Source organism: Merdimmobilis hominis (genome assembly GCF_016901855.1).
Classification (GTDB): Bacteria; Bacillota; Clostridia; order Oscillospirales; family Ruminococcaceae; genus Paludihabitans.
Genome location: NZ_JACJKY010000001.1, coordinates 55,533 through 79,603, shown reverse-complemented (window position 1 = coordinate 79,603; position 24,071 = coordinate 55,533). Strand labels below are relative to the sequence as shown.

At 47.2% G+C, this 24,071-nt stretch carries 21 protein-coding genes; 12 read left to right on the top strand and 9 right to left on the bottom strand.

All coding sequences use genetic code 11. The annotated features are described in order from the left end of the window. The 8 genes from H6A12_RS00430 to H6A12_RS00395 all read left to right on the top strand — a co-directional run bounded on the left by H6A12_RS00430 (position 1) and on the right by H6A12_RS00395 (position 8,908). On the top strand, positions 1 to 3,357 hold the full coding sequence (locus H6A12_RS00430; RefSeq protein ID WP_204443569.1) for an FtsX-like permease family protein: 3,357 nt from the start codon (positions 1 to 3) through the stop codon (positions 3,355 to 3,357). 23 nt (positions 3,358 to 3,380) lie between these two features. Further along, on the top strand, positions 3,381 to 3,959 hold the full coding sequence (locus H6A12_RS00425; protein ID WP_204443567.1) for a TetR/AcrR family transcriptional regulator: 579 nt from the start codon (positions 3,381 to 3,383) through the stop codon (positions 3,957 to 3,959). A gap of 41 nt (positions 3,960 to 4,000) precedes the next feature. Next, complete coding sequence (locus H6A12_RS00420; RefSeq protein ID WP_204443565.1) at positions 4,001 to 4,171, top strand: hypothetical protein; 171 nt, start codon at positions 4,001 to 4,003, stop codon at positions 4,169 to 4,171. A gap of 139 nt (positions 4,172 to 4,310) precedes the next feature. Next, the gene (locus tag H6A12_RS00415) at positions 4,311 to 5,585 is read left to right on the top strand and encodes a dihydroorotase (protein ID WP_204443563.1); all 1,275 of its coding nucleotides are present in this window, start codon (positions 4,311 to 4,313) and stop codon (positions 5,583 to 5,585) included. A 20-nt stretch (positions 5,586 to 5,605) separates the two neighbouring features. Beyond that, on the top strand, positions 5,606 to 6,529 hold the full coding sequence (gene pyrF / locus H6A12_RS00410; protein ID WP_204443562.1) for an orotidine-5'-phosphate decarboxylase: 924 nt from the start codon (positions 5,606 to 5,608) through the stop codon (positions 6,527 to 6,529). Between the two features lie 308 nt (positions 6,530 to 6,837). Further along, entirely contained in the window at positions 6,838 to 7,962 is a 1,125-nt protein-coding gene (locus H6A12_RS00405; RefSeq protein WP_204443559.1) for a sodium ion-translocating decarboxylase subunit beta, read from the top strand. A 13-nt stretch (positions 7,963 to 7,975) separates the two neighbouring features. Further along, on the top strand, positions 7,976 to 8,119 hold the full coding sequence (locus H6A12_RS00400; RefSeq protein WP_204443557.1) for a hypothetical protein: 144 nt from the start codon (positions 7,976 to 7,978) through the stop codon (positions 8,117 to 8,119). 21 nt (positions 8,120 to 8,140) lie between these two features. Beyond that, complete coding sequence (locus H6A12_RS00395; RefSeq protein ID WP_204443555.1) at positions 8,141 to 8,908, top strand: SDR family NAD(P)-dependent oxidoreductase; 768 nt, start codon at positions 8,141 to 8,143, stop codon at positions 8,906 to 8,908. Between the two features lie 62 nt (positions 8,909 to 8,970). Here the strand turns inward: H6A12_RS00395 and H6A12_RS00390 are convergent, their stop codons facing one another. Both H6A12_RS00390 and H6A12_RS00385 read right to left on the bottom strand, forming a co-directional pair. Then, positions 8,971 to 9,501 (bottom strand): hypothetical protein, encoded by a 531-nt coding sequence (locus H6A12_RS00390; RefSeq protein WP_204443552.1) that lies wholly within the window; start codon positions 9,499 to 9,501, stop codon positions 8,971 to 8,973. 142 nt (positions 9,502 to 9,643) lie between these two features. Further along, a complete protein-coding gene (locus H6A12_RS00385) occupies positions 9,644 to 11,497 on the bottom strand; it encodes an MGH1-like glycoside hydrolase domain-containing protein (protein ID WP_204443550.1) in 1,854 nt (617 codons plus the stop codon). A gap of 202 nt (positions 11,498 to 11,699) precedes the next feature. Here H6A12_RS00385 and H6A12_RS00380 point away from each other — a divergent pair, with 202 nt between their 5' ends. Beyond that, positions 11,700 to 14,090, top strand: a complete 2,391-nt coding sequence (locus tag H6A12_RS00380) for a glycosyl hydrolase-related protein (RefSeq protein ID WP_204443548.1) — start codon at positions 11,700 to 11,702, stop codon at positions 14,088 to 14,090. A 60-nt stretch (positions 14,091 to 14,150) separates the two neighbouring features. Here H6A12_RS00380 and H6A12_RS00375 read toward each other — a convergent pair whose 3' ends face one another. From H6A12_RS00375 to H6A12_RS00350, 5 genes are all read right to left on the bottom strand, one after another. Beyond that, positions 14,151 to 14,636 carry a DUF2798 domain-containing protein gene (locus H6A12_RS00375; RefSeq protein ID WP_204443545.1) on the bottom strand — a complete coding sequence of 162 codons (486 nt, stop codon included), beginning with the start codon at positions 14,634 to 14,636 and terminating at the stop codon, positions 14,151 to 14,153. Between the two features lie 288 nt (positions 14,637 to 14,924). Then, the gene (locus H6A12_RS13320) at positions 14,925 to 15,695 is read right to left on the bottom strand and encodes a peptidoglycan recognition protein family protein (RefSeq protein WP_243415240.1); all 771 of its coding nucleotides are present in this window, start codon (positions 15,693 to 15,695) and stop codon (positions 14,925 to 14,927) included. A gap of 309 nt (positions 15,696 to 16,004) precedes the next feature. Next, positions 16,005 to 16,607 (bottom strand): manganese catalase family protein, encoded by a 603-nt coding sequence (locus H6A12_RS00360; RefSeq protein WP_204443543.1) that lies wholly within the window; start codon positions 16,605 to 16,607, stop codon positions 16,005 to 16,007. 34 nt (positions 16,608 to 16,641) lie between these two features. Next, on the bottom strand, positions 16,642 to 16,902 hold the full coding sequence (locus H6A12_RS00355; RefSeq protein ID WP_204443541.1) for a spore coat protein CotJB: 261 nt from the start codon (positions 16,900 to 16,902) through the stop codon (positions 16,642 to 16,644). Beyond that, positions 16,889 to 17,077 carry a spore coat associated protein CotJA gene (locus tag H6A12_RS00350; protein ID WP_204443538.1) on the bottom strand — a complete coding sequence of 63 codons (189 nt, stop codon included), beginning with the start codon at positions 17,075 to 17,077 and terminating at the stop codon, positions 16,889 to 16,891. Before H6A12_RS00350 ends, H6A12_RS00355 begins: the two co-directional genes overlap by 14 nt. 191 nt (positions 17,078 to 17,268) lie before the next feature. Between H6A12_RS00350 and H6A12_RS00345 the strand changes: the two genes are divergently transcribed. Genes H6A12_RS00345 through H6A12_RS00335 form a run of 3 tightly spaced genes read left to right on the top strand, consistent with a single transcriptional unit; the run spans position 17,269 to position 21,199 of the window. Next, positions 17,269 to 20,103, top strand: coding sequence for a glycoside hydrolase family 38 C-terminal domain-containing protein (locus tag H6A12_RS00345; RefSeq protein ID WP_204443536.1), 2,835 nt, complete (start codon positions 17,269 to 17,271; stop codon positions 20,101 to 20,103). Between the two features lie 30 nt (positions 20,104 to 20,133). Then, positions 20,134 to 21,015 carry a hypothetical protein gene (locus H6A12_RS00340; RefSeq protein ID WP_204443534.1) on the top strand — a complete coding sequence of 294 codons (882 nt, stop codon included), beginning with the start codon at positions 20,134 to 20,136 and terminating at the stop codon, positions 21,013 to 21,015. A 13-nt stretch (positions 21,016 to 21,028) separates the two neighbouring features. Beyond that, entirely contained in the window at positions 21,029 to 21,199 is a 171-nt protein-coding gene (locus H6A12_RS00335; RefSeq protein ID WP_204443531.1) for a hypothetical protein, read from the top strand. A gap of 82 nt (positions 21,200 to 21,281) precedes the next feature. Here H6A12_RS00335 and ispD read toward each other — a convergent pair whose 3' ends face one another. Together ispD and H6A12_RS00325 are read right to left on the bottom strand one after the other, a co-directional pair. Continuing rightward, entirely contained in the window at positions 21,282 to 21,971 is a 690-nt protein-coding gene (gene ispD, locus H6A12_RS00330; RefSeq protein ID WP_204443529.1) for a 2-C-methyl-D-erythritol 4-phosphate cytidylyltransferase, read from the bottom strand. Between the two features lie 4 nt (positions 21,972 to 21,975). Further along, positions 21,976 to 24,060, bottom strand: a complete 2,085-nt coding sequence (locus H6A12_RS00325) for a glutamine synthetase III (protein ID WP_204443527.1) — start codon at positions 24,058 to 24,060, stop codon at positions 21,976 to 21,978. Positions 24,061 to 24,071 lie beyond the last annotated feature (11 nt).

Genomic DNA, 24,071 nt, shown 5'->3' with positions numbered 1-24,071 from the left:
ATGAAGCATTCATTTATAAAAGAAATTCTGCGTGATTTCTTGCGGAATAAAAGCCGTTTCTTTTCGATTGTTGCGATCGTTGCACTGGGCGCCGGATTTTTCGGCGGTATTAAAGCAACCAGTATCGATATGAAACAGTCAATCGATGCTTATTATAAAGAAAACAATCTGATGGACATGCGTGTGATGTCAACGCTCGGACTGACTGACGATGATGTGCAGACGCTTTCATCACTCGACGGCGTAGAAAAAGCAGCCGGCGCATATCAATATGACACCATCATCTTTCCGCCGAATCCGGAAGATGCCGGCGAAGCGGGCGAACACGTTGTGCGAATCCGCTCGATCACAGAAGGAATCAACAACTCTGTGTTGGTCGAAGGACGAATGCCGACTGCTGCAAATGAAGCGGTACTCGTGTTAAACGACAGCGTTCCGCCAAGCTGTGAGATCGGCGACACATTAGAAGTCAATGTGCAAAGTGATCCGGACGCAGAAAATTCTCTTGCCGAAACCTCGTTTCGGATTGTCGGCTATGTAAAAAATCCTCTGTATCTTTCGAGTCTCAGCAATTCCACAACAAAAGGAAGCGGCAAGGTATCAAGTTTCCTCTTTACACTTCCGGAAGCATTTTCGATGGAAGCATATACGGAAGTGTACCTGACGACCGATTTTTCAGAAGAACTGTTCACATTCGGCTCCTCTTACGAACAAGAAATGGATTCGATTGAAAGCGAAGTGGAATCCGTCAGCACCGATGCCTGTGAACGGCGTCGTGATGAATTGATTGGTCCTGCAGAGGAAGAGCTCGATGAAGCAACAAAACAATACGAAGAAGGAAAGAAACAGGCAGAAGAAGAGCTTTCCAAAGGTGAGCAAGCACTTGCCGAGGCTGAAAAAAAGCTCACAGACGGAAAAAATGAATGGGAACTCGGAAAAACAGAACTGGATTTCAAAATCTCCGAAGGCGAATTGCAGTTAAGCAAAACCCGTACGCTTTTGGATGAATCTAAAAAAACGCTCGAAGAATCAAAAGTGCAGCTTGATGCGGCAAAACAGCAGCTTGATGACGGAAAGGCACAGCTTGAACAAGGCGAACAGCTTTTTCAGGCGGCGCTCACCGGATGGGAAACATCCAAAAAGCTGCTTGATGACGTATATGAAAGCGAAAGCACTGCCAAAATCCGCTTAGAAGAAGCACAGGCGGAATATGATCGTGTCATGGCAGAATCTCCCGAGGATACCGCACTGGTTGCACAGGCAAAACGGGATTTGCTGTTTGCACAGGCAGGTGTGAAAGGTTACGAAGAGCTTTCCAAAGCCAAAACAGAGCTCAATGAACAGGAGCAAACACTTCATGAAAAACGCGCCGAATGGGAAGCCGGAAACGCACAGTATTTAGCGGGACTTTCCGAATATCAAAACGGTGTGCAAAAGCTTGCCGACGGCGAGCGCCAATACACCGAAGGAATGAACACCCTCCTTCAGCAAAAAACAGAGGGACTGCGCGTTTTAAATGATTCGCTGGCTGAGATTCAGCAGGGTGAAAAAGAACTCGAAGAAAATAAAGCACTGTTTACACAGAAAAAAGCTGAAACCGAGCAAAAGCTTTCGGATGCACATGAACAGCTTTTGGACGCACAGACGAAGATTGACGATGTACAGACACCAACCTGGTACACACAAACGCGTGCAACCGACACGGTAATGTCCGGATTCGAACAGGATGCCGACCGCGTAGACGCAGTTGCTGCCGTATTCCCTGTCTTTTTCTTCTTGGTGGCGGCGCTTGTTTGTCTGACCACCATGACGCGCATGATCGAAGAACAGCGTACACAGATCGGCGTTTTGAAAGCACTCGGCTACACAAGCAAAGCAATCATTGCGAAATACCTGATTTTTGCGACAGTCACATCATTCATCGGCTGTGTGGTTGGACTGAGCGTCGGATTCGTCGTATTTCCCCGTGTCATCTGGAAAGCGTACAGTATCATGTACACCACGCCGCCGATTCAAACACCGTTCAACTGGCCGCTTGCACTGCTTGCTTCCGCTGTTTTCTTTGCGGCGACAATTCTTGCAGCCGTTGCAGCGTGCTATAAAGAACTAAAAGAGGTACCGGCAGGACTGATTCGTCCGAAACCGCCGAAAAACGGCAAGCGTGTGTTCTTAGAACGCATTCCGTTTATCTGGGGACACCTTTCGTTCACACAGAAACTCACCATGCGCAATATCCTGCGGGACAAAAAGCGCTTTTTCATGACGCTCATCGGTGTTGCGGGATGTACAGCACTGATGCTCACGGGCTTCGGATTAAAAGACTCCATCACCGGCATTGTTTCCTCACAGTTTAACGATCTGTATCACTATGATCTGAATGTTGTATTGAATCATGTCTATTCACCGGAGGAACCGACCGAACGGCAGCAGCAGATTCTCGATTTGCTTCACGATTCAAGCGAAGTAAAAAATACAATGATTGCCGCACAGGAGCAGGTCACTGCAACCGCTTCGAATGACGAATCGGTGGATGCGTATTTGTTTGTTCCGGAAAACGATCAGGTCATCGAAGATTTCATCACCTTCAGAGATCGCCGGACAAAAGAATCATGTTCGTCCCCCTCTTCCGGTGCACTGATCACCGAAAAGATGGCCGATACACTGGATTTATCAGTCGGCGATACGATTTCCTGCAAGACTTCGGATGGCCGGACGGTTTCCATTCCGGTGGAAGGCATTACAGAAAACTATGTTTACCATTACATCTACCTCTCGAAAGATCAGTATGCGCAGGTATTTGGCGGACAGGCACCGGAATACCGGACAATTTTTGTCCAAACAGAGGAAGGCGCCGATTTGAGTGCTCTTTCCGAACAGATTCTTGAAAACAAGGAGATTTTGAGCGTCACACAAATCGAAACAATGACGCAGACATTCAACGATATGTTTGACCGGCTGAATCTGATTATCGTTGTACTGATCCTTTCGGCAAGCTTGCTGGCATTTGTAGTGCTCTATAATCTGACCAACATCAACATCACAGAACGTATTCGCGAAATTGCAACCATCAAGGTGCTCGGTTTCTTTGATAAGGAAGTCGATCTGTATGTTTTCCGCGAAAACATGATTCTTTCCTTGCTCGGCATGATTTTGGGCTGCGGACTCGGTGTTCTTCTGCATCAGTTTGTTGTCACAGTTGCAGAAGTGGACATGGTGATGTTCCATCGAACGATTGCGCCGCTTTCTTATGTCTATGCGCTGCTGCTGACGCTTGTATTCACCTTGGCTGTGCAGGCGGCAATGCATCCGCGTCTTACACATGTTTCCATGGTCGAATCACTCAAATCGGTTGAATAACGGCGCACAAAGGAGGCATAACCATGAAAAAAGGAGAACGCTCCAAAGAAAAAATCATTCAAACAGCACAACAAGTTTTATTCTGCGAAGAAAACAGCGCGTTTTCCGTTTCCGAAATCGCCGCACGCGCCGGCATTGCAAAAGGAACGTTTTATCATCATTTCAAACACAAAGAAGACCTCATTAAAGAAGTTGCAGTCCGCCGGATGCAGGTGCATTTAGCGGAACTCACATCGCTTGTGAATGATGAGCAAACGCCTTATCTTACACGGTTTTCCCGCTGTATTCTCCGTGCCACCGAGCTTTCGGAATATTATGACCGACTGCAAAAGCAAAGCGGACTTTCCTACGAACAATATGAACAGTATCTCGACCAGTTCATTTTGCAGACAGCCGATGCATTTGCGCCGTTCTTAGAAGAAGGCGTGCAGATCGGTTGTCTACGGGTCAAAAATGTGCGGATTTCTTATCTGATTTTTGCGTTCGGTCTGCGCATTTTAAGAAATCACTTAAAAGACGAGGAAACCGGCAGCCTCTCCGCCATTATTTATGACTCGGCACAGGAAGTATTTCACATCCACGAACCGTTCGAATGTGTATAATGCCGGGATTGACGGACATACTTTTTTCGAGGTGATTTTTGATGAAACAGTTTTCATTTCAGGCATCCAGCCAAGCACAGGCAAAAGAGATGACCGCTTACTTTCATTCTCTCCCCGCCTATATTCAAGAATCCATCCTGCAATCAGGTGCATCGTTTTCTTCCAAAGAGGAAATGATGCAGTGTGTATCCGCGCTGACAGAACTTCGCTGACCTTTTTGAAAAGAGCAAGTCATGTGATTGACTTGCTCTTTTTCATTGTCTTTTTCTTCATACAAGGTGTTTTGATTGACATTATCCGACAAACCCCGTATACTTAAAGGAAGAAACAATCTGCAAGGAGGCGTTTTCTATGGCAAATATGCTCATCCGCAATGGATTTGTGGTCGATCCTTCACAATCCATCTGCAAACCCGCGGATGTTTTGATTGAAGACGGAAAAATCGTTAAAGTGGAAGAAAAAATTACCGATCATGTAGACCGTGTGCTCGAAGCAAAAGGACTTACGGTACTTCCCGGTCTTATCGACATGCACGTACATCTGCGTGATCCCGGATTTACCGATAAAGAAGATATCCATACCGGCTGCGGCGCAGCAGTCACCGGCGGTGTGACTTCCCTTTTGTGTATGCCGAACACCAAACCGGCAACCGACAGTGAAGAAGTCATCGACTATATTAACGACAAAGCAAAAAGCGCACGTGCAAAGGTGTATATCTGCGGTGCCATCACCAAAGGGCTTTCGGGCGAATCGCTTTCTGATTTTTCGATGTATGCAAAAAAAGGCGTGCGTGCCGTTTCCGATGACGGCCGTCCGGTTCAAAACGAATCTATGATGGAACAGGCCATGATCGAAGCAGACAAACAGGGACTTCTGGTCACTTCTCACTGTGAAGATCTTTCGATCATCAAAAACGGCATCATCAATAAAGGAAAAGTCAGCGAGGAACTCTGCATTCCGGGCATGGATCGCCTGAGTGAAGATTCGATCACAGAGCGCGAAATCAACATCGCAGAGCGCACCGGCACACACATTCACATTGCGCACGTGAGCACAAAAGGTTCGGTTGAGCTGATTCGTGCAGCAAAAAAACGCGGCGTAAAGGTTACTGCCGAAACCTGTCCGCACTATTTTGCATACACAGACGAAAAGCTCCGCGCAAAAGATGCAGATTTCCGCATGAATCCCCCACTGCGTGAAGCGGAGGACGTGCAGGCGATCATCGAAGGCATCAAAGACGGCACGATCGACTGCATTGTTACTGACCATGCACCGCACACCAAACGTGATAAAGCCGACTTTATGAAAGCGCCGAACGGCACAGTCGGGCTCGAAACGTCGCTTGCAGCGGGCATCCGCTTTTTGGTGGAACCGGGCATCATTTCGTTTGAAAAGCTGATCGAGCTGATGAGCACCAATCCGGCAAAAATTTTGGGTATTGAAGCAGGAAGCTTAAAACCGGGCATGCCGGCAGATATCGCAATCATCGACCCGAACATCAAATGGACGGTACTGCCGGAGCGGCTTGCCTCCAAATCGAAAAACACGGTATTCAAATTCGAACGGATGCAGGGACGCGTCCGCTATACATTCGTAGACGGCGAGATCGTCTATGTCATGCGCTGATACAGAAAGGAACGAAAAACATGGGAATGGACAGACTGATTGACAAAATTATCGAATACAAAAACCCGACCGTTGCAGGGCTTGACCCGAAGCTCGCATATGTGCCGGAATATATCCGCAAAGAGTGCTTTGCCAAATATTCCGATCCGCTGGAGGCTTCCGCAGAAGCACTGCTCTGCTTTAACCGTGCACTGATCGATGCACTGTATGATATTGTTCCGGCAATCAAACCGCAGGCTGCTTATTATGAAATGTACGGCTGGCAGGGTGTGCGTGCACTGACTGAAACGATCCGCTATGCAAAAGAAAAAGGCATGATCGTCATGACCGACGGCAAACGCAACGATATCGGTGCAACAATGGAAGCATACGCAACCGCACACTTGGGTGTCACCGCAACTGACGCCGGCGAAGTCAGCGCATTTGACGCAGACATGCTGACTGTAAACGGCTATCTGGGCACAGACGGCATCACCCCGCTGTTAAACGTCTGCAAAGAACGTGACCGCGGCATTTTTGTGCTGGTCAAAACCTCAAACCGCTCGAGCGGCGAATTGCAGGACAAAATGATCGGCAGCAAACGTGTGTACGAAGTCATGGGCGATATGTGCGAAGCATGGGGCGCAGATACCATCGGCAAATACGGTTACAGTGCAGTCGGCGCAGTTGTCGGCGCAACCTATCCGGAACAGCTCACCGAACTGCGTGAAAAACTGCCGCACACCTTCTTCCTGGTTCCGGGCTACGGCGCACAGGGCGGCGGTGCAAAAGATGTCTGCGGTGGCTTTGACAAAAACGGTATCGGTGCAATCATCAACTCTTCCCGCGGCATCATGTGCGCATACCAAAAAGAAGGCTGTGATGAAGCTGATTTTGCAGGTGCTGCACGCAGAGAAGCAATCCGGATGCGTGACGACATCATGAACGCAATCGCTTCCCGTTAATATTCATTATTTTTTAAAAAATATAGGGCAGGAACGAAGAAAACACGTTTCCTGCCTTGCTTTTTTTCAAAAAACATGGTATCCTAAACGACGGAACGGACGAAGCCCGCCCGTGATTTTTAAACAGTTTTCGAATAAAAGGGAGTAGCTTGCAGCCTTATGCTGTAACAAGTGGCGTCAATACACGGTGATGTTCTCACCCGCTCTTTGTTTTCAATAGCGAGACTTTTGTTCCACACATCAAAGGCGTGGGCAAAAGTCTTTTTTCTATTTCATTTATTTTTTTAAAAAAGAAAGGATTTGGTACAATGGAGGCCTTGTTCGGAAACGTTCTGAACATTCAATGGCAGCAGATTGTCATGTGGGCAATCGGCGGACTGCTCATCTGGCTGGCAATCAAAAAAGACATGGAGCCAACGCTCCTTCTGCCGATGGGATTCGGTGCGATTTTGGTAAACCTGCCGCTTTCGGGTGCAGTCACACAGATTTACGAAGGCGCAGAGGAAGTCGGTGTCATTGACCTGCTCTTTAACAACGGTATTGCAAACGAGCTGTTCCCGCTCTTGCTGTTTGTCGGTATCGGTGCAATGATCGACTTCGGTCCGCTTCTTACAAACCCGAAACTGATGATCTTCGGTGCAGCTGCACAGTTCGGTATCTTCTTTACATTGAGTCTTGCCGCATTCTTTGGCTTTGACTTGAAAGATGCTGCATCTGTTGCAATCATCGGCGCAGCAGACGGCCCGACATCCATCTTTGTGGCAAACTACTTCCAGTCGAGCTATATCGGCCCGATCATCGTTGCTGCATATTCCTATATGGCGCTCGTTCCGATCGTTCAGCCGCCGGTTATCAAACTGCTTACCACCAAAAAAGAGCGTTTGATCCGTATGCCGTATGAACAGAAAACCGTTTCCAAAACAACACGCATTCTGTTCCCGATCATTATCACAATTATCACCGGTATTGTTTCGCCGCGTTCCGTTGCACTCATCGGCTTCTTGATGTTCGGCAACCTTCTGCGTGAGTGCGGTGTGCTCAATTCCCTCTCTGAAACAGCACAGAAAGTGCTCGCAAACCTGGTTACCCTGTTCCTTGGCTTGACCATTGCAACCAAAATGCAGGCTGAGGCATTTTTGAATCTGCAGACACTCATGATCATCGGCCTTGGCCTTGTGGCATTCATCTTTGATACCGCAGGCGGCGTGCTGTTTGCAAAAATCCTCAATCTGTTCTTAAAGAAAAAGATCAACCCGATGATCGGTGCTGCCGGTATTTCTGCATTCCCGATGTCGGCGCGTGTTGTCCACAAAATGGGACTCGCAGAAGATCCGCAGAACTTCTTGCTCATGCATTCGACCGGTGTCAACGTTTCCGGTCAGATTGCTTCGGTCATCGCCGGCGGTCTTATTTTAAACCTCATTGCACGATAAGGGAGGCTCTTTCATGTTTAACGTTTCACTGTTTCTTCAAACGCTTCCGATTATGGGAATGGGCATGTTCGGCATCTTCTGTGTCATTGCAGTCATCATGATCAGTGTCATGGTTTTAAACAAAGTGACCGGAAAGAAAAAGAACGACGATCAGTAATCGCCGCAGGAGGTTTTTTACATGATTTCGATTGATCTTTCAGGAAAAACGGCACTCATCACCGGTGCGACAGGCCAGCTTGGCCGCGTGATGGCGAAAACACTCGCCAAAGCCGGTGCAGACATTATTCTGCACTATCACAAAAACGAGGAAAAGGCAAACGCGCTGGCGGAAGAAATTCGTGCGCTCGGTGTCCGCTGTTTTGCAGTGTCATGCGACGTCGGAGAGCTTAATTCTGTATTCGCAATGCGCGATCAGATTGCCGCATCGTTTTCGATGCCGGATATTATTGTCGACAACGCCGTGGTGCAGTATGTGCCATGGACCAGTGTGTTAGAACAAAATCCTGCCGACTATGAGAGCCAGTTTAGAAGCTGTGTGATGCAGAATGTCAACATGGCAAAGGCGTTTTTACCGTTTATGAAAGAGCGCGGATACGGCCGTATGATCGGAATCAACACCGAATGCGCAATGCAGAACTTCCCCGGCCAGTCGGCGTATGTGTCCGGCAAACGCGGTATGGACGGTGTCATGCGCGTACTCGCAAAGGAAGTCGGTCCGTTCGGTATTACGGTCAACCAAGTAGCGCCCGGCTGGACGATTTCTGACCGTGACCGTGAAAACCACACGGAAGTACAGCCGCAGAGCGATGCACTCATTCCGTTAAGACGTCGCGGCACCGACCAAGAGGTTGCAAACGCTGTATTGTTTTTGGCTTCCGATCTGGCAAGCTATATCACGGGAACATATCTTCCCGTCTGCGGCGGCAACGTGATGCCCTGCATTTAAAATCTATTTGTATATAAAAAAACCTGAGGAACCGATATGGTCCTCAGGTTTTTTTATTTTGATCAATATTCGCCGGATTTCATCGTTTCGATTGCATTTTGTACCTGTGCAACATCAACAATGTTTTCAAGTACACAGGAACAGCTATATACAGCACCTCTTCTTGTATAGTATTGTTCACCAAACCGGATGGTGCCTGTTCCGTTTTTATGAAGCTGAATATGCATTGCCGGAAGGTCTTTTCCGTCATACATCTGAATCCGATTTCCCGTTTTCACAAGAATCTTGCGCGTTGTGATCACATAATACGTCTTACCGCGCATGTTCGCCCGTCTGATAAACTGTCCGAACAGCAGATACAAGCCCACCAGAATAAACGGAATTCCCCACAATACGAGAATCGGTGACGCATTACTTTGCAGTGCAGTGAATTCCCAAAAGCCGCAAAATGAAAGCCATGCTATGCCAAACAATATTAGAAATATATCGCGTCCCGAAAATAGATTTCCTCTCTCCGGTTTTCCCTGCCACAGCACATATTCATCGTCGTTTATATAACTCGCAGCAAAATTTTCTGTTTCCATTGAATCCATATACGTTCCTCTCCCCTAGTCATAGATTATCTTCAGTATAATCTTTTTCTTTCTTAAAATCAATTGATATAAAATGAAAAAACGTCCTCTATGTAATGGGGATTCTTTTGGATTCTGCTAAAAATCAAGAAAATTGATGCTTTTACTGATGAAATACGGCGCCTGACTCTTTCTCTTTTCCGTCTTTCTTTTCTGCTTCGATCAGTGCGATATACGAGAGCAGTCCGCCCCAATGATAAAACTTATCACTGTTTTTCACACCGCAGCCCATGCCGGTATCACCGTCGTAATTTTCATGTACATGGCCATGCAGCGTCCATTCCTGCATCAAAAGCGCCAACGACTTTGATGCAAGATCTTTGCAGGCAGTTTTCTCCCCTGCTGTTTCAAGCGCACGATACACAAGATAATTCATAGGTGCCCAGATGCGTCCCCGCCAGTAATCCTGATCAGGATATGCCGGATCGTTTCGCGCAATCGAAGGAAGAATATAGTCGCCCCAGAATTCCTGCGCATTATAAAAATGCTCTTTCACACACCGATTCGCCTGTTCTGCTGCCACAGCGGCATCAAACAGTGCATAAAAATTCGTCGGCGAAACCCGATAAGAAAACGCGCCGTTGTCTGTTCTGCGATTCAAGAAAAATCCGTATTCATCTTCCCAGAGCGTCGACAGCGCGCGGCTCACGGCTTCTCTGCGTTCACGAAACACTGAACCGTCACGCCCTAAAATATCCGAAAGGGCTTCCATACAGTCACAGTCATGGATAAACAGTCCGCACAATCCGACGTCCGACAGCTGCATCAAATGCGTATTCCTGTCAAACGGAATGTCGTCGTACATCGGCGAGTTATCAAGCCCCGATTCAAGCGCAGCGCCAAACCGCTCACACGCCCCATGTGTCTCCCAATAGGCGCCAATCCGTGGTGTAACCGGATCAGATCCCCAGCACATCGTACCATCCGCCGCTCTCCGGTGCTCAAAAAACCATTTGTTCCAAACGCACAGATGATCGTACGTTTTTTCGACAAACCATTTTTCCTTCCAGCGATTGTAAATATTCAAAACTGTCATTGCACCAACAGGCGGCTGTGAACGATCCCGGCTTTTATAATCATTGGCCGCGCCGAAGTTTGGTATAAATCCGTTTTCCGTCATTTCATTGAGAATCGCAAACACGTTTGAATAGGCAAGCTCTTTGTTTTCAAGCGAAATCATTTCCGCTGCAAACAAGGTATCCCAGCAAAACAGCACATAGCCGCCCCATCCAAGATTCCAAAGACGGCTGACCGGCGAACAGACCTGACGGTGCTCCGGCTCGTAGATGGTATCCCATGCAAGACAGCTCCGCATTGCCTGATACGCCTGTGCCAGTTCGCCGTATTGTTCGCCGCTTGCATAAACAGATGCTTTTGCCTGCGCGATGATGTCTGTAACCTCTTCTACTGTCACCGCACAATCGGTGGAAACGGCAATCGGTTCATCAAGTATTACACCGATACTGGGAGATTCCAGCTGCAAATGTGCTTCTTCACACCGTTTTCCGGTGATATAAACAGAAAACTGACGATTCGGTGTCACACCGATCAAATGATCATTTTCGCAATAGGTATATCCCGGCTGACGGAACAAAATAGACGCTCTGACCGCAAGAACCGGCGGGCGCAAACTTGTTTTCATCGGTGTCACCAAAAGACACTGCCGATCATGTTGCACGGCAGTCTGTACCATGAATTGGACACTTTCCCCGATCGTAATCGTAAGTTCTGTATATGTTCCGTCATAGCTGCGCACGCCGGGATGAATGTGTTCCTCATTTTCACCAAACCGTCCGATCAGAAACCGATCAAATACCTGACAGGTCGCATCGTTTTTTAACGCCAAACTGACGGCAAACCCCTCCGGCATATGAACATATGAAAGCACATTTGCGGTATTCCAGGTATTCCAGCCCTGCACTTTGTATGGATTTTCTATTTTTCTCTGCTGTGTCATCCAAATCCCATCTTGCCTTTTTCTGTTTGTTTATGATTGATTGCGTTGGATTGATTTACCCGTAGTATAGCAATACCATTCAAAAATTTCAATACAAAACAGCAATCATTTCATTAAAACTGAATGAAAAAATGTCATGTTTTATTGCAAACAACAGACAAATATGCTACAGTAGCATTAAAAAAGAAAGAGGATGAGGATATTGAGCGAAAAACAAATGTATTTATTAAGCTATGACCATGGCGGATATATCTTGTGGGGTCCCGATTTTGCATCGTCAATGGAAAGTGCAGTGAATTGGATGACCTCATATCCAAAATTCAAAATCGGTCTCGACAACGAAGCGTATTGCTACGATCGATATGCAATCGAAAATCCGGAAATTATCGAAATCGTCCGGGACACATTAAAACGATTCCCCGGCCGGTTCTCGATCGGTTCGTCTTCCTACGGACAGCCGCTTGCCGTTTTCATCAGCGAAGAAAGCAACGTGCGGCAGATCACCTATGCCATCGAAGCAGATTTAAAACATTTCGGCGTGCGTCCGCATGTATATGCAATCAGCGAACACGCTTATCACAGTCAAATTCCACAGCTGATTTTACAGGCCGGCTACAAAATGGCGCTGATGCGGACACATTTTCAGATGTATGGCTATAATCCGACCTATGATTCTTCGTTCGGCACATGGTACGGCGAAGATGGCTCCGGTATTCCCACTATCCCAACTTACAAAGGACAAGGCGCGCAGTTTGGTGCAACCACAATGGACAACTATATTATGACACGCTGGCCGCGGGAATGGGATGAACCGATTGAGCTGTTTGAAGAGAAATTCAAGCAATATGAACCGCTGCTTGCTTCCCGCTATGACGACGTTGTTCAGCGATGTGAAGAACTGACACAGCATGTGGAAACCGTTGACCGCTATCACTGGGTCACACTCGAAGATCTGCTCGATATTTATCCGCTTGAATCGGCGAAAAACGATGCGTATCGTCCGTCGGCAGATGAATTTCGTGTGAGAATGCCATGGGGATACTGCGGAAACCGCATTTTTTCCGATTGCCGTGCCGCAGAAACACTGGTCGCACATGCAGAGCGTTTAAACGCCATGACTGCACTGTGTACCGGCGAATCCGATCAGGAAAATGTCACAAATGCATGGAAACACCTGCTCATCTCGCAGCATCATGACATTCAAATCTGCGGTTTGCTCGATGAAGCACAGGAATTTCTCTCCGCATGCAATCAATACGGAAAACAGGCATATGACACCGCTCGCTCTCGTCTTGCAAAGCGCATATCTGCGACAGCAGGACGATCGATCCTTGTGATCAACGATTCCAGTATGGAAATGGATCAGATGGTTGAGGCGGAAACAGGCTTTTTCCGTAATACACCCGAGGCGTTTGCCGCCGTATGCGGCGAAGAAGTCATTCCGTGCGGATATGATGTCACCGAACGCGATGCATCAGGAAACCCATGTCGTTTCCGTGTACGCTTTATCGCTCACATGAAACCGATGAGTATAAAAGTATACACCATCACCGAAACAACCGGCAGTGCGCCTGTTTCGTCTTTTACCTATGAAAATCAGGTGCTGACAACGCCGTTTTATGAAGTTACATTCAGCGAACACGGAATCTGCCGGATCAAAGACCGGAAAACCGGAACCATTCTGATTGACAACGGAGAATCCGGTGCATTGTTCGCAGGAATTGTAAACGATACTCCTGCCGTAAGCTGCGGTACATGGCATGTTACATGCCGGCCGATGGTTGCGGAAGCTTGCTTTTATGGACAAGTGGGACCGATTCCCTGCAAATGCACCCTGCGGTTTGAAGAAAATTCTTTGCAGATTGGGTGCCGTGCACAATTCGATCACCGCGGTGAAACGATTGGATACGGACGCGAATTTGCTGCATTCCGCCAGAATACAAACGGATTTGTCCACGAAGAGAAACTGCGTTTTTGCTTCTCTGTTCCGTTTGATAAACCATGCGATGCCGTCCGTGATCTGCCGTTTTTGATTGCGCCGACGAAAGAACCATACATTCAAGGAAACTACTGGACAGCAGTCGGTACAGATGTGCAGGGCGTGGCCGTATTCAACCGCGGTTCAATGTGTTTGACAAAAGAAAACGCACAGACATTTTCTGTTCCGCTGGCATATAATAACCGCTATGTTTGGGGTGAAAAATGCTTGTGGAGAACATATACACACGAATTTTCCCTTCGCCCGGTTGTTGGTTCGCTCGACCCGCTTTCCCTGCACCGTGAGGCGCTCGCTTACACATATCCGTTCGTTTCCTGCACAATCAAATCCGATCAGTCCGGTGCTGAATCCGAAGTGATCCTGCCGATTTCTATGCCCGAAAACATTGTAATGAGTGCGTGCTATGCGAAAAATGATCACATCTACCTGCGTGTTTACGAAGCTGCCGGAAAAGACGGCACGGTACAGATTGCAGGCTACACATTGACAGAATGTGATCTGCTTGAAAACGAAGTCGGCACAGCGGTTTCCTCTGTAACGCTCACACCTCATCAGGTGAAAACATATCGATTGACACCGATTGCCGTTTCATAATCTCAGCAGCAAAACAGCTCCCTTGTAAAAAACAAGGGAGCTGTTTTTATTCTTCCAACGTTATTGTGCTGCAGCAGCCTCCTGCGTTTTTTTTGCAAGCTGTTTGCGGAATAATGTACGGAAAATCAAACGAGTGAGCGGACCACAATAAAGCATCTGCCACAGCAGCGCCATCGGCAGATTACATCCGAACGTGTGAATCCATGTGCCGAAACTGATTGGCTTAAACAGAAGTGTTGCAATCAAGCTCATCACCGGGCACATAATGCATACGATCATCAGTGAAATCGCATAAGTAATAAACTGCGGGCGATCCGTCGGACGCATAAACGTAAATGCAAGACGTGTTGCCAATTTTTCAACGACAAAAAATTCTAAAATGAATGCAATCGGGAACATGATCGGCATTTCGTGAAGTGCTAGAAGAAACGTTTGATTCGATACGCCGCCTGTATTTAACGCCACGTTATAGACGATCATTCCATATACCATAATTGCGGCCATAATCAGTGTGAAGATAACATTTTGAAATTTTGTTTTTGGCATTTTTACTTCCTCTTTCCTATCATTTTTTAAACAGCTGCAAACGCAAAAAATAAGCAGCAAAACTTACGTCTCGCTACTTATTTTTCACTGCGACTGTTATTTATCAATTGCATTATAACACATCAAAAAACGTCTTCGTAAGTGTTTTTTTCGCCGTCGGCAGTAGAATTTATTCTCAAATCAGCACAAAAAATAGCGAAAATATGCATACAAACAATTTTTTCATTAAAATTCATCCATATTCTTTTACGAAAAAAGCGCCCAAGCAAACCTGAGCGCTTTTCCTTTTTACGGCAGTTTCAGCACATCCCCTGAATGAATAACACTTTTTTCTGTCATACCGTTTGCCTCCGCCAATTCTTTATATCGATTGCCGTCACCCAGCTGTTCCGTTGCGATTTTCCAGAAGCTGTCGCCATCTTTTACCGTATACGTTTTTGCCGTCGGCTTTACCGGGGTGCTCCCTGTTCCGCTTGGCAGTTTCAGAACATCTCCCGGATGAATCATGCTGTTTGCATTCATACCGTTTGCTGCTGCTAATTCTCTCCATCGCTCGCCGTCACCCAGCTGTTCCATTGCGATTTTCCAGAAGCTGTCGCCATTTTTGACCGTATACGTTTTTGCCGTCGGCTTTACTACAGCAGGAATTTCCGCCGCAGGCTTTAATCGTTTATTGACTTCGCTCGCAATATACGAAAATTTGCCTGCGAGATATGGTCCCGGACATGCGGTTGCCTGAAAATAGTTGTGCATTGTCAGATTTCCGTTTTGATCGCCGGTAAAATTCAGCCGGCTGATTCCATTTCGTTTGCAGATATCTGTGCACAAGTCAATCAGTTTTGCAAGTGCCTTATCACTGACATGCCAATCCGGTGCACCGCCATCATTTGCAACCTCAATCGTAATTGCCTGATGGTCGTTGTCACTGTTTCCGCTGCACCAGGAACGATTTTTTTCTTCCACATACATTGCAACACGGCCGTCAGAACCGATTGCGTAATTGGAACTTGCGCGCCGCTCAGGCCGTGCAAACATTGCGCCGCATGATTCTACACTCATATTGCCTGCCATGTGGTGAATCGTAATTTTTTGATTTTATTTGTTCGAGGATTACTGCTGTTAGGGGATATTTTGGTATAGTCCACTAATTTACTGTTGCTCATTTTCATTCACACTCCTTTTCTCTTCGGTATATTATATGCAAGCACACCTTTGTTGGGTGATTTATAAAAGATACACAACCTGCGCTTTCCTAAAGCGCAGGTTGTGTGTGAATGAAATTGGATTTTCCTTTTAGAAAACATAAAATTGCCCGGAATTCTTTGCACCACCGACGTCAAACGGAGATAAAAAAAGCATACTGTATGCTTATTTTCGCTTATCAAATGCCGGATTATATGCATAAAAGTTTTTCGAATCTAAGCTTTCCTGTGTAATCCGCAATGCTTCACCAAACCGCTGAAAATGCACCAATTCCCTGGCACGCAGAAATTTGATCGGCTCGCGCACATCAGGGTCATCTGCCAAGCGCAAAATATTGTCGTAGGTAAGCCGTGCTTTTTGCTCTGCTGCAAGGTCTTCATGCAGATCTGCAATCGGATCGCCTGTTGACTGAAATGTTGCTGCGGTAAACGGATTTCCCGTTGCATCAACCGGATAGACTCCTGTTGTATGATCAACGTAATAGGCGTCAAATCCGCCTTTTGCAAGATCTTCTACTTTTAAATTCCGGGTAAGCTGCGATACAATCGCAGACACCATTTCAATATGCGCCAGCTCCTCTGTACCAATATCAGTCAGTACGGCTTTTACTTTTGCATTCGGCATGCTGTAGCGCTGGCTTAAATATCGAAGCGCAGCACCCGCTTCACCATCCGGTCCGCCTAATTGCGTGATGATCAGTTTTGCAAGTGCGGGGTTTGTGCATTTTATTTTTACAGGGAACGCTAATTTCTTATCATATTGCCACATGTTCTCTCCTCCTGAATAACGCCCGTCTTATTTTTTATACATTTGCCTCATACTCCCAGGGCCAAGGACCATCGGCCCATTCCCAGCGTGTTTTTGACCGATTATCAAACGCACGCAGCGGACCGAATTTTTCCGTATATTCTCGATACAGCGCATCATATCCTTCACGCTGCTTGTGAAAATATGCGAGCGCTTGTTCATCCGATGGATGTGTATCCAAAAAAAGAACTGCTTCCGAAAGCGCAAAATCTGCAACCTGAAGTTTGCGCAGCAGTTTTTGTTTATCGCTGCTCATTCGACACAGCCTCCTCTCCGATAAACGGTTTATCCAGTTGCGCAAAGATGGTTCCGCGATCAAAACCAACCGCAGCATCATACACCTTTTGCCACGGCTGAAGCGGAACATACGCCATTGCAAATGAAACCGGCTGTGCGGTAAACAGCGTGCAGTTGTCATTCATCTCATTCATTTTTTCTCCTCCTTGTATTTGTGTTACAAATGAAACAATTCATTCGCATTATTCTACGTGCTCCGTCTTTTCGCTGTGCATAAAGGTCATAAGAAAAAAGATTTGTATAAAAAAGCAAGAGAAAAGTCGTTGATTTTTACGTTTTCTCTTGCTACAATGTGTTTGATTTGATCTAGAAGGAGGGGTTTCCCTTGACGAGATATGAAAAAATTGCACAAATGAAACCAGAACAAAAAAATCATTGGATTGACATGCGCGAGCTGTCTGCTTGGGGTGAACGAATCTTTGCAGAAATTGCAGTCTGTGAAGAAATCAACAAGCATGAAAACGGCCGCTATGATGCGCTGATCGACCAGGCAGTCGATTGTCTGTTCGAAACATTCACTGCAGAGCATGCATTGCCCGATTCTGTTTGCCAAAAAGCAGAATCGATTTTGTTTCCGTTCTCTGATACCGCAAAATCACTGACCATGCACTGCGTTGCACATGCACATATTGACATGGACTGGATGTGGGGATTTCACGAGACGGTTGATGTTGCACTCAACACTTTCCGCACAATGCTTGATTTGATGGACGAATACCATGATTTCACGTTCTCACAGTCCCAGGCAGCAGTCTACCGAATTGCAGAATATTACGATCCGGAACTGTTTGCGCGCATGTCCAAACGAATCAAAGAAGGCCGCTTTGAATTTGCAGGCTCCACTTTTGTTGAGCTTGATAAGAACATGCCGAACCTTGAAAGTATGGCACGTCATATTCTGTACACCAAACGTTACTTAAACGAGCGTTTCGGCATTCCGTTTGCGCAAATCAATATGGATTTTCATCCGGATTCGTTCGGTCACTCCGCTTGTGTGCCGGAGATTTTGTCCGAAGGCGGTATTCGTTATTTCTACCATTGCAGAGGACTTGACGGCGAACAGCTGTATCGCTGGCAGTCCGACAGTGGCGCTGAGATCCTTGCGCTCAACGAACCGCTTTGGTACAACGACTCAATTCTCCCCATGTATCTGCATATCGTACCGCAGTTCTGCTATAAATACGGTGTGCTGGACATGATGAAGATTTACGGTGTCGGCGATCACGGCGGCGGACCAACACGAAAAGACATCGAAATGATTCTTGAAATGCAGAAATGGCCGCTTGCTCCGACCATCCGCTTCTCCACCTATGACGCATTCTTCCGTTCGATTGAACCGTTTGCGTCGAATTTCCCGGTTCGCCGCGGTGAGCTCGGTCCGACATTCACCGGCTGTTATACATCGCAATCCCAGATGAAACTGATCAACCGGATCGGTGAAGATCGGCTGTACGAAGCAGAAATGATCTCGACGTTTGCAAACGCAAAAGCAAACGGCACATCCTTTAACAAACAGTACCGTGATGCTTGGGAAAAGGTGCTGTTTAATCAATTCCATGATATTCTCCCCGGCTCGAACACACCGGAATCACGTAACCACGCAATGGGTGCGTTTGAAGAAGCGATGGGCGCTGTCATGGCAGGTTCCGGTTCTTCCCTGCGCGCATTTGCTGCAAATATTGATACCTCCATGTTCGAAACGCCGTTTGACCCGCTCACTTCACGTTCAGAAGGCGGCGGTGTCGGCTTAAACACCGATGAAAAGAGCCGATTCCGTTTACCGGGCACGGAGCGCGGACGCGGAAAAACACGTCTGCTTCATGTATTTAATCCCACACGCTTTGACCGCGATTCTGTGGTGGAAGCAACGCTTTGGGATTGGCCGGGCGATCCTGACCGCATCAAAGCAACAGACCAGGAAGGCAATGTGTTAGACTGCCGTGTGGTCAAACAACAGCCGAACGACTGGAATCATCTGCGCACTGACATTTTGGTCCACGCACATGTTCCTGCATTCGGATATGCCACAATCAAAATCGAAGAAGCTGTGAAAGAGGCGTTCTGCTTTGCCGCAATGCCGCCTGATCCGCGTGTAACCTATTACTACAACAATATTTTGGAAAATGATTTGGTGCGAATTACATTCGACGATCATGATTTCTCTGTCATCTCTTATTTTGACAAGGTTTCCGGACAGGAACTGCTCAAAACACCTGCACATTTTGTACTTGCACATGAGCTGACTTCTTCTGTCTTTGCAGGTCATGGCAGCGCTTGGGTCGAAGGTGTTCATTCCCGTATCGAAAATCTTCATCAGACAAGCATTGTCACTGTTTCCACACAGGACATATCCAGTTCGTTGTGCAAACAACTCGCGTTCCGCTTGAAAAAAGGAGACATGACCATCGACGTGACAGCGCAGTTGTTCGATCACTCGCCGATTCTTGATCTCTCCGTTTGTGTTGCGCATCTTCCGATTGCAACACCGGACGGAATTCCGCAGCTCAGCTTCTGTGCACCGCTCGCTTATTCTTCCAAAGCTGTTCGCTGTGACATGCAGATCGGTACACTCGATCGGCCGCTCAATATGACACACGACGGCTTTACACGCAATTTCTGTTTCGGTGTACCGCAGCAAGGCACACGCGGACTCTCCCTGCTCAGCGATTCGAAATACGGCTGCCGCGGCGACGAACACAGTCTTAACATTTCGCTTCTGCGCGCATCCTCCGGTCCGGACAAATATCCGGAAATCGGCGAACGGCGCTTTAGAATCGGTCTTTCCGCCTGCGATGATGCGCCAATGGCACTTAAAGAACTGGGTGAACAGTTTGCACACCGCGACTTGCCGTATGTTTCAAACACAGCACATACCGGTACACTGCCGCTCACCGATCGGTTCTTTACCGTAAACGGTGATGTTACCGTTTCGTGTGTAAAACAAGCAGAATATGCCGATGACGCATTTGTCATTCGTTTGGCTTCTGTGTACAATGATCGCCCGGTTGATGCTTCGATCTGCTTTACAGCCGATGTCACCACAGTAGAAGCCGTTGATTTGGCTGAACAGCCGATTTCTTCCGATGTCACGCTGAATGATCACACTGCTTCTGTTTCTCTGAAACCGGGACAGTCTGTAACACTTCTTGTTCGTCGCTGATATCTGTCTGTTTGATAAGGAGTGACTGCTATGGACTTTCATCAACAACTCGCGCACACGAAAAAATACGCAGAAGCATTCTGGCAAAAAGAAATGATTGACAGACCATATGTCTGTGTTACCGCACCCATCAAACCGGTTGCATTTTCGTGGTCGCCTGCCAAGAGTTTTGATGTCTGTATGCGTGAAGCATATGATGAAATCCTGATTCCGTATCAAAATTTGATTGATCATACGTTTTTCGGCGGTGAAGCGCTTCCAAACTTGGAACTGACGTTAGGTCCCGATCAATATGCTGCCTTTTTGGGTGGAACGATCGAGGCATCCAGCGAAAATGTTACCACTTGGGTGCATCCGTTTATTGATGACTGGAGCGATTTTCATGCACAGATTGACCGGTCGCCGGACGGATATTTTGAAAAACTCAAACGCTTTTTTGAATATGCGGCCAAACAGGCATCCGGGCGATTTTTGCTCAATATGCTTGATCTGCACAGCAACATGGACGCACTCAGTGCCATGCGCGGCGCACAAAATCTCTGTTTCGATCTGATCGACTCCGACGAAGAAATTCACCGCGTACTAAAAGAAGTCAATGATACCTATGAATCCGTATTTCAAATGGTATATGAAGCCGGCGGCATGAAAGAAGCCGGTACCATTGGATGGTCACCGATTTACTGCAGTCAAAAATCTGCAGTGCTCCAATGCGATTTTTCCTGTTTGATCGGTCCGGAACATGCAAATGAGTTTGTGTTCCCCGCCATTGAATACAAAGCATCGTTTACTGGATCACAACATCTATCACTTAGATGGAAAAGATGCACTGCGCCATTTGGATACAATTCTTTCGCTCGACTGTATCGACTGTATTCAATGGGTGTCCGGTGCAGGACAGCCGCGTACGCTTGAATGGATGGATCTTTTGAAAAAAATCCAAAGCGCAGGAAAATCTCTTTGGATTTATGATTGGACCGCAGAAGAAATCAAAGCGTATCACAAGGAATTAAACCCTGCACTTGTTGCATTTTCATTGCAGACAGATACACCCGACCAAGCACAGTCACTGCTTGAAACATTGAAAAAAACTGTATAATTCTCGAAAAGTCAAAAACATTCCCCCGATAGAATCAGGCGATCGCCTATTCAGTCGGGGGAATATTTCTTTTACATGTATTCTATTCGTGTGCCAAAAACGCTTCTGCGATCCAAAAATCCTCAGGTGTTGTAAGCTTGATGTTTTTCTTATCTCCCTGTGTCAGATACACCGGGTAACCTGCCAGGCGCATGACAGAAGTATCATCCGTCACAACTGCATCAGCCGGCAAATTACGATGTGCTGCCAAAATCTCCGCAAAGGCAAATGCCTGCGGTGTCTGCACTGCAAACAGCGTTGCACGATCCGGAACAGTCTGCAACAACGGAGGTGCATCACTTGATATGATCGTATCCTGTACCGGAATAGACGCTGTACACGCACCGCATGAAACGACGGTTTCAATGCATCGGCTGATGACTTCCTTTGACACAAGCGGACGTGCCGCATCGTGAATAAGGACATAATCAGGAGCAGCTGCTTCCCGTGCAAGCGCACAAAGTCCCAGATAAGAAGATTCCTGCCGTGTGCTTCCGCCGCAAACAGTTGGCAGCAGTTTTTCCGATGCAATCGTTTTTAAAATTTCATTTGTTTCATTTAAAAACGATGCACCTGATACAACAAGCACACGCGAAATATCAGGATGCGAACAAAACGCCTCTACCGTACGTTTTAACACACAGGTACCTGCAAGCGGCAAAAATTGCTTTGGACAATCCGCACCCATCCGCGTTCCTGTTCCGCCTGATAAAATCAATGCATCAATCTGCATGTCCTCACACCCTGTGCAGAAGATCTGTATAGTTCGGAATCGGCCAGCAATCTTTTGACACCAATTCTTCTGCGCTGTCGACTGCTTCACGCAAAGAAGCCATCAGCGGTTTAATGGTATCACGTGCATACACAGCACACGAATAGGTGCACTGCTCCTCATGAACGTGTGTCAGTGCTTCACGCAGCTGATCAGCCGCAGTGAACACAGCATCAGCACATTCCGAAAGTCTCTGTGCAAGTCCGGAAATACGTGCACCGGCAATACCGCATGCGGAAAGCGAAGATGCACTCTGCGCTGTTTCTCCTGCCGCTCTGATGATTGCGGGAAGCAGTTCGCGCTGCGTCATTTCCAGCATTGTGTTGGCTTCAATTGTTACGATTTTTGCATAATTCTCAAGCAGAATATCATAACGCGCTTCGCACTCCACCGGTGTAAGTACATGATATTTGCTGAGCACTTCAACGCTTTTCGGATCAATATAAGCAGATGCCGCTTCGATGGTATCTCTCAGATGAACAATACCGAGGCTTTCTGCAGTTTTCACCCATTCCTCTGTATAGTTATTGCCGTTGAAGATGATTCTGCCATGCTGTTCCATTGTATCACGAATGATCGCCTGTACTTCTGTGTCAAAATCACTCGATTTTTCAAGGCGTGTGCAGATTTCGTCAAGGCTTTCCGCCACGATTGTGTTGAGCACATAGTTTGCACAGGCAATCGATGCCGATGAACCAACCATACGGAATTCAAATTTATTTCCTGTAAACGCAAACGGCGATGTGCGGTTGCGGTCACTGTCGTCGCGGGTAAATGCCGGCAACGTCGGTACACCTGTGTCGAGCGACGACATTTTCTGACACATCGGGCTGTGACCTTTTGCAATTTCCGTGAGCACGGACGTCAGCTGTTCACCAAGGAATATCGAAATAATCGCCGGAGGCGCCTCGTGCCCGCCCAAACGCTCATCGTTTCCTGCCACAGCAGCCGACATCCGAAGCAGCGCCGCATGACGGTCCACTGCGGTGATCACCGCACAAAGCATGACCAAAAACTGCATATTTTCATATGGGTTTTTGCCCGGATCGAGCAGGTTTGTTCCATCGTTTGCGGACAGCGACCAGTTATTGTGCTTGCCAGAACCGTTTACGCCTGCAAATGGTTTTTCATGCAGCAGGCAGGCAAGTCCGTTTCGTTTTGCGACAATGCGCATCATTTCCATGGTAAGCTGGTTATGGTCGCCTGCAATATTGACGGTATCAAAAATCGGTGCCAACTCATGCTGTGCAGGTGCCACCTCATTGTGTTTCGTTTTTGCAGAAACACCAAGCCGCCACAACTCTTCGTCCAGCTCTTTCATGAATGCTGCAACACGCAGACGGATTCTGCCAAGATAGTGATCCTCCATTTCCTGGCCTTTGGACGGACGCGCACCGAACAATGTACGGCCGCAGAGTTTTAAGTCCAAACGTTTTTCATACAGTGCACGGTCAATCAGGAAATACTCCTGTTCTGCACCGACAGTTGCAGAAACTCGTGTTGCTTTTTTGTTGCCGAACAAACGCAGAAAACGCAGCGCCTGCTCAGAGATGACAGACATCGAACGAAGCAGCGGCGTTTTGGTATCGAGTGCTTCGCCGGTATATGCACAAAATGCGGTCGGAATGTAGAGCGTACCATCACGGACAAATGCCGGAGAAGTGCAGTCCCACGCCGTATAGCCGCGCGCTTCAAATGTATTACGCAAACCGCCGTTTGGAAAACTCGATGCATCCGGTTCGCCTTTGATCAGTTCTTTTCCGGAAAAATGAAGCGCCATTTTTCCGTTTTTCTCTACCGAAAGAAAACTGTCGTGTTTGCCGGCAGTGATATTTGTCATCGGCTGGAACCAGTGCGTATAGTGCGTTGCACCATGTTCAATTGCCCAATGCATCATCGCATTCGCAACAACATCTGCAATTTTCGGATCAATCGACCGATTCTCTTCAATCGATGATTTGAGCGACTCATAGATATCTTTCGGCAGACGGGATTTCATCTCCTCATCGCCAAATACCATACATCCAAATGTATTAAAATCAAATGCCATTACGCAGACCT

Excerpts from the sequence above, each read along its gene's own strand:
- H6A12_RS00355 (WP_204443541.1), bottom strand. The coding sequence starts at position 16,902 with ATGAGCAGCGATAAACAAAAACTGCTGCGCAAACTTCAGGTTGCAGAT.
- H6A12_RS00400 (WP_204443557.1), top strand. The coding sequence starts at position 7,976 with ATGTTTAACGTTTCACTGTTTCTTCAAACGCTTCCGATTATGGGAATG.
- H6A12_RS00375 (WP_204443545.1), bottom strand. The coding sequence starts at position 14,636 with ATGCCAAAAACAAAATTTCAAAATGTTATCTTCACACTGATTATGGCC.
- H6A12_RS00390 (WP_204443552.1), bottom strand. The coding sequence starts at position 9,501 with ATGGATTCAATGGAAACAGAAAATTTTGCTGCGAGTTATATAAACGAC.
- H6A12_RS00360 (WP_204443543.1), bottom strand. The coding sequence starts at position 16,607 with ATGTGGCAATATGATAAGAAATTAGCGTTCCCTGTAAAAATAAAATGC.
- pyrF (WP_204443562.1), top strand. The coding sequence starts at position 5,606 with ATGGGAATGGACAGACTGATTGACAAAATTATCGAATACAAAAACCCG.
- H6A12_RS00340 (WP_204443534.1), top strand. The coding sequence starts at position 20,134 with ATGGACTTTCATCAACAACTCGCGCACACGAAAAAATACGCAGAAGCA.
- H6A12_RS00430 (WP_204443569.1), top strand. The coding sequence starts at position 1 with ATGAAGCATTCATTTATAAAAGAAATTCTGCGTGATTTCTTGCGGAAT.
- H6A12_RS00405 (WP_204443559.1), top strand. The coding sequence starts at position 6,838 with ATGGAGGCCTTGTTCGGAAACGTTCTGAACATTCAATGGCAGCAGATT.
- H6A12_RS00425 (WP_204443567.1), top strand. The coding sequence starts at position 3,381 with ATGAAAAAAGGAGAACGCTCCAAAGAAAAAATCATTCAAACAGCACAA.
- H6A12_RS00350 (WP_204443538.1), bottom strand. The coding sequence starts at position 17,077 with ATGAATGAGATGAATGACAACTGCACGCTGTTTACCGCACAGCCGGTT.
- H6A12_RS00325 (WP_204443527.1), bottom strand. The coding sequence starts at position 24,060 with ATGGCATTTGATTTTAATACATTTGGATGTATGGTATTTGGCGATGAG.
- H6A12_RS00395 (WP_204443555.1), top strand. The coding sequence starts at position 8,141 with ATGATTTCGATTGATCTTTCAGGAAAAACGGCACTCATCACCGGTGCG.
- H6A12_RS00415 (WP_204443563.1), top strand. The coding sequence starts at position 4,311 with ATGGCAAATATGCTCATCCGCAATGGATTTGTGGTCGATCCTTCACAA.
- H6A12_RS13320 (WP_243415240.1), bottom strand. The coding sequence starts at position 15,695 with ATGAGTGTAGAATCATGCGGCGCAATGTTTGCACGGCCTGAGCGGCGC.
- ispD (WP_204443529.1), bottom strand. The coding sequence starts at position 21,971 with ATGCAGATTGATGCATTGATTTTATCAGGCGGAACAGGAACGCGGATG.
- H6A12_RS00420 (WP_204443565.1), top strand. The coding sequence starts at position 4,001 with ATGAAACAGTTTTCATTTCAGGCATCCAGCCAAGCACAGGCAAAAGAG.
- H6A12_RS00385 (WP_204443550.1), bottom strand. The coding sequence starts at position 11,497 with ATGACACAGCAGAGAAAAATAGAAAATCCATACAAAGTGCAGGGCTGG.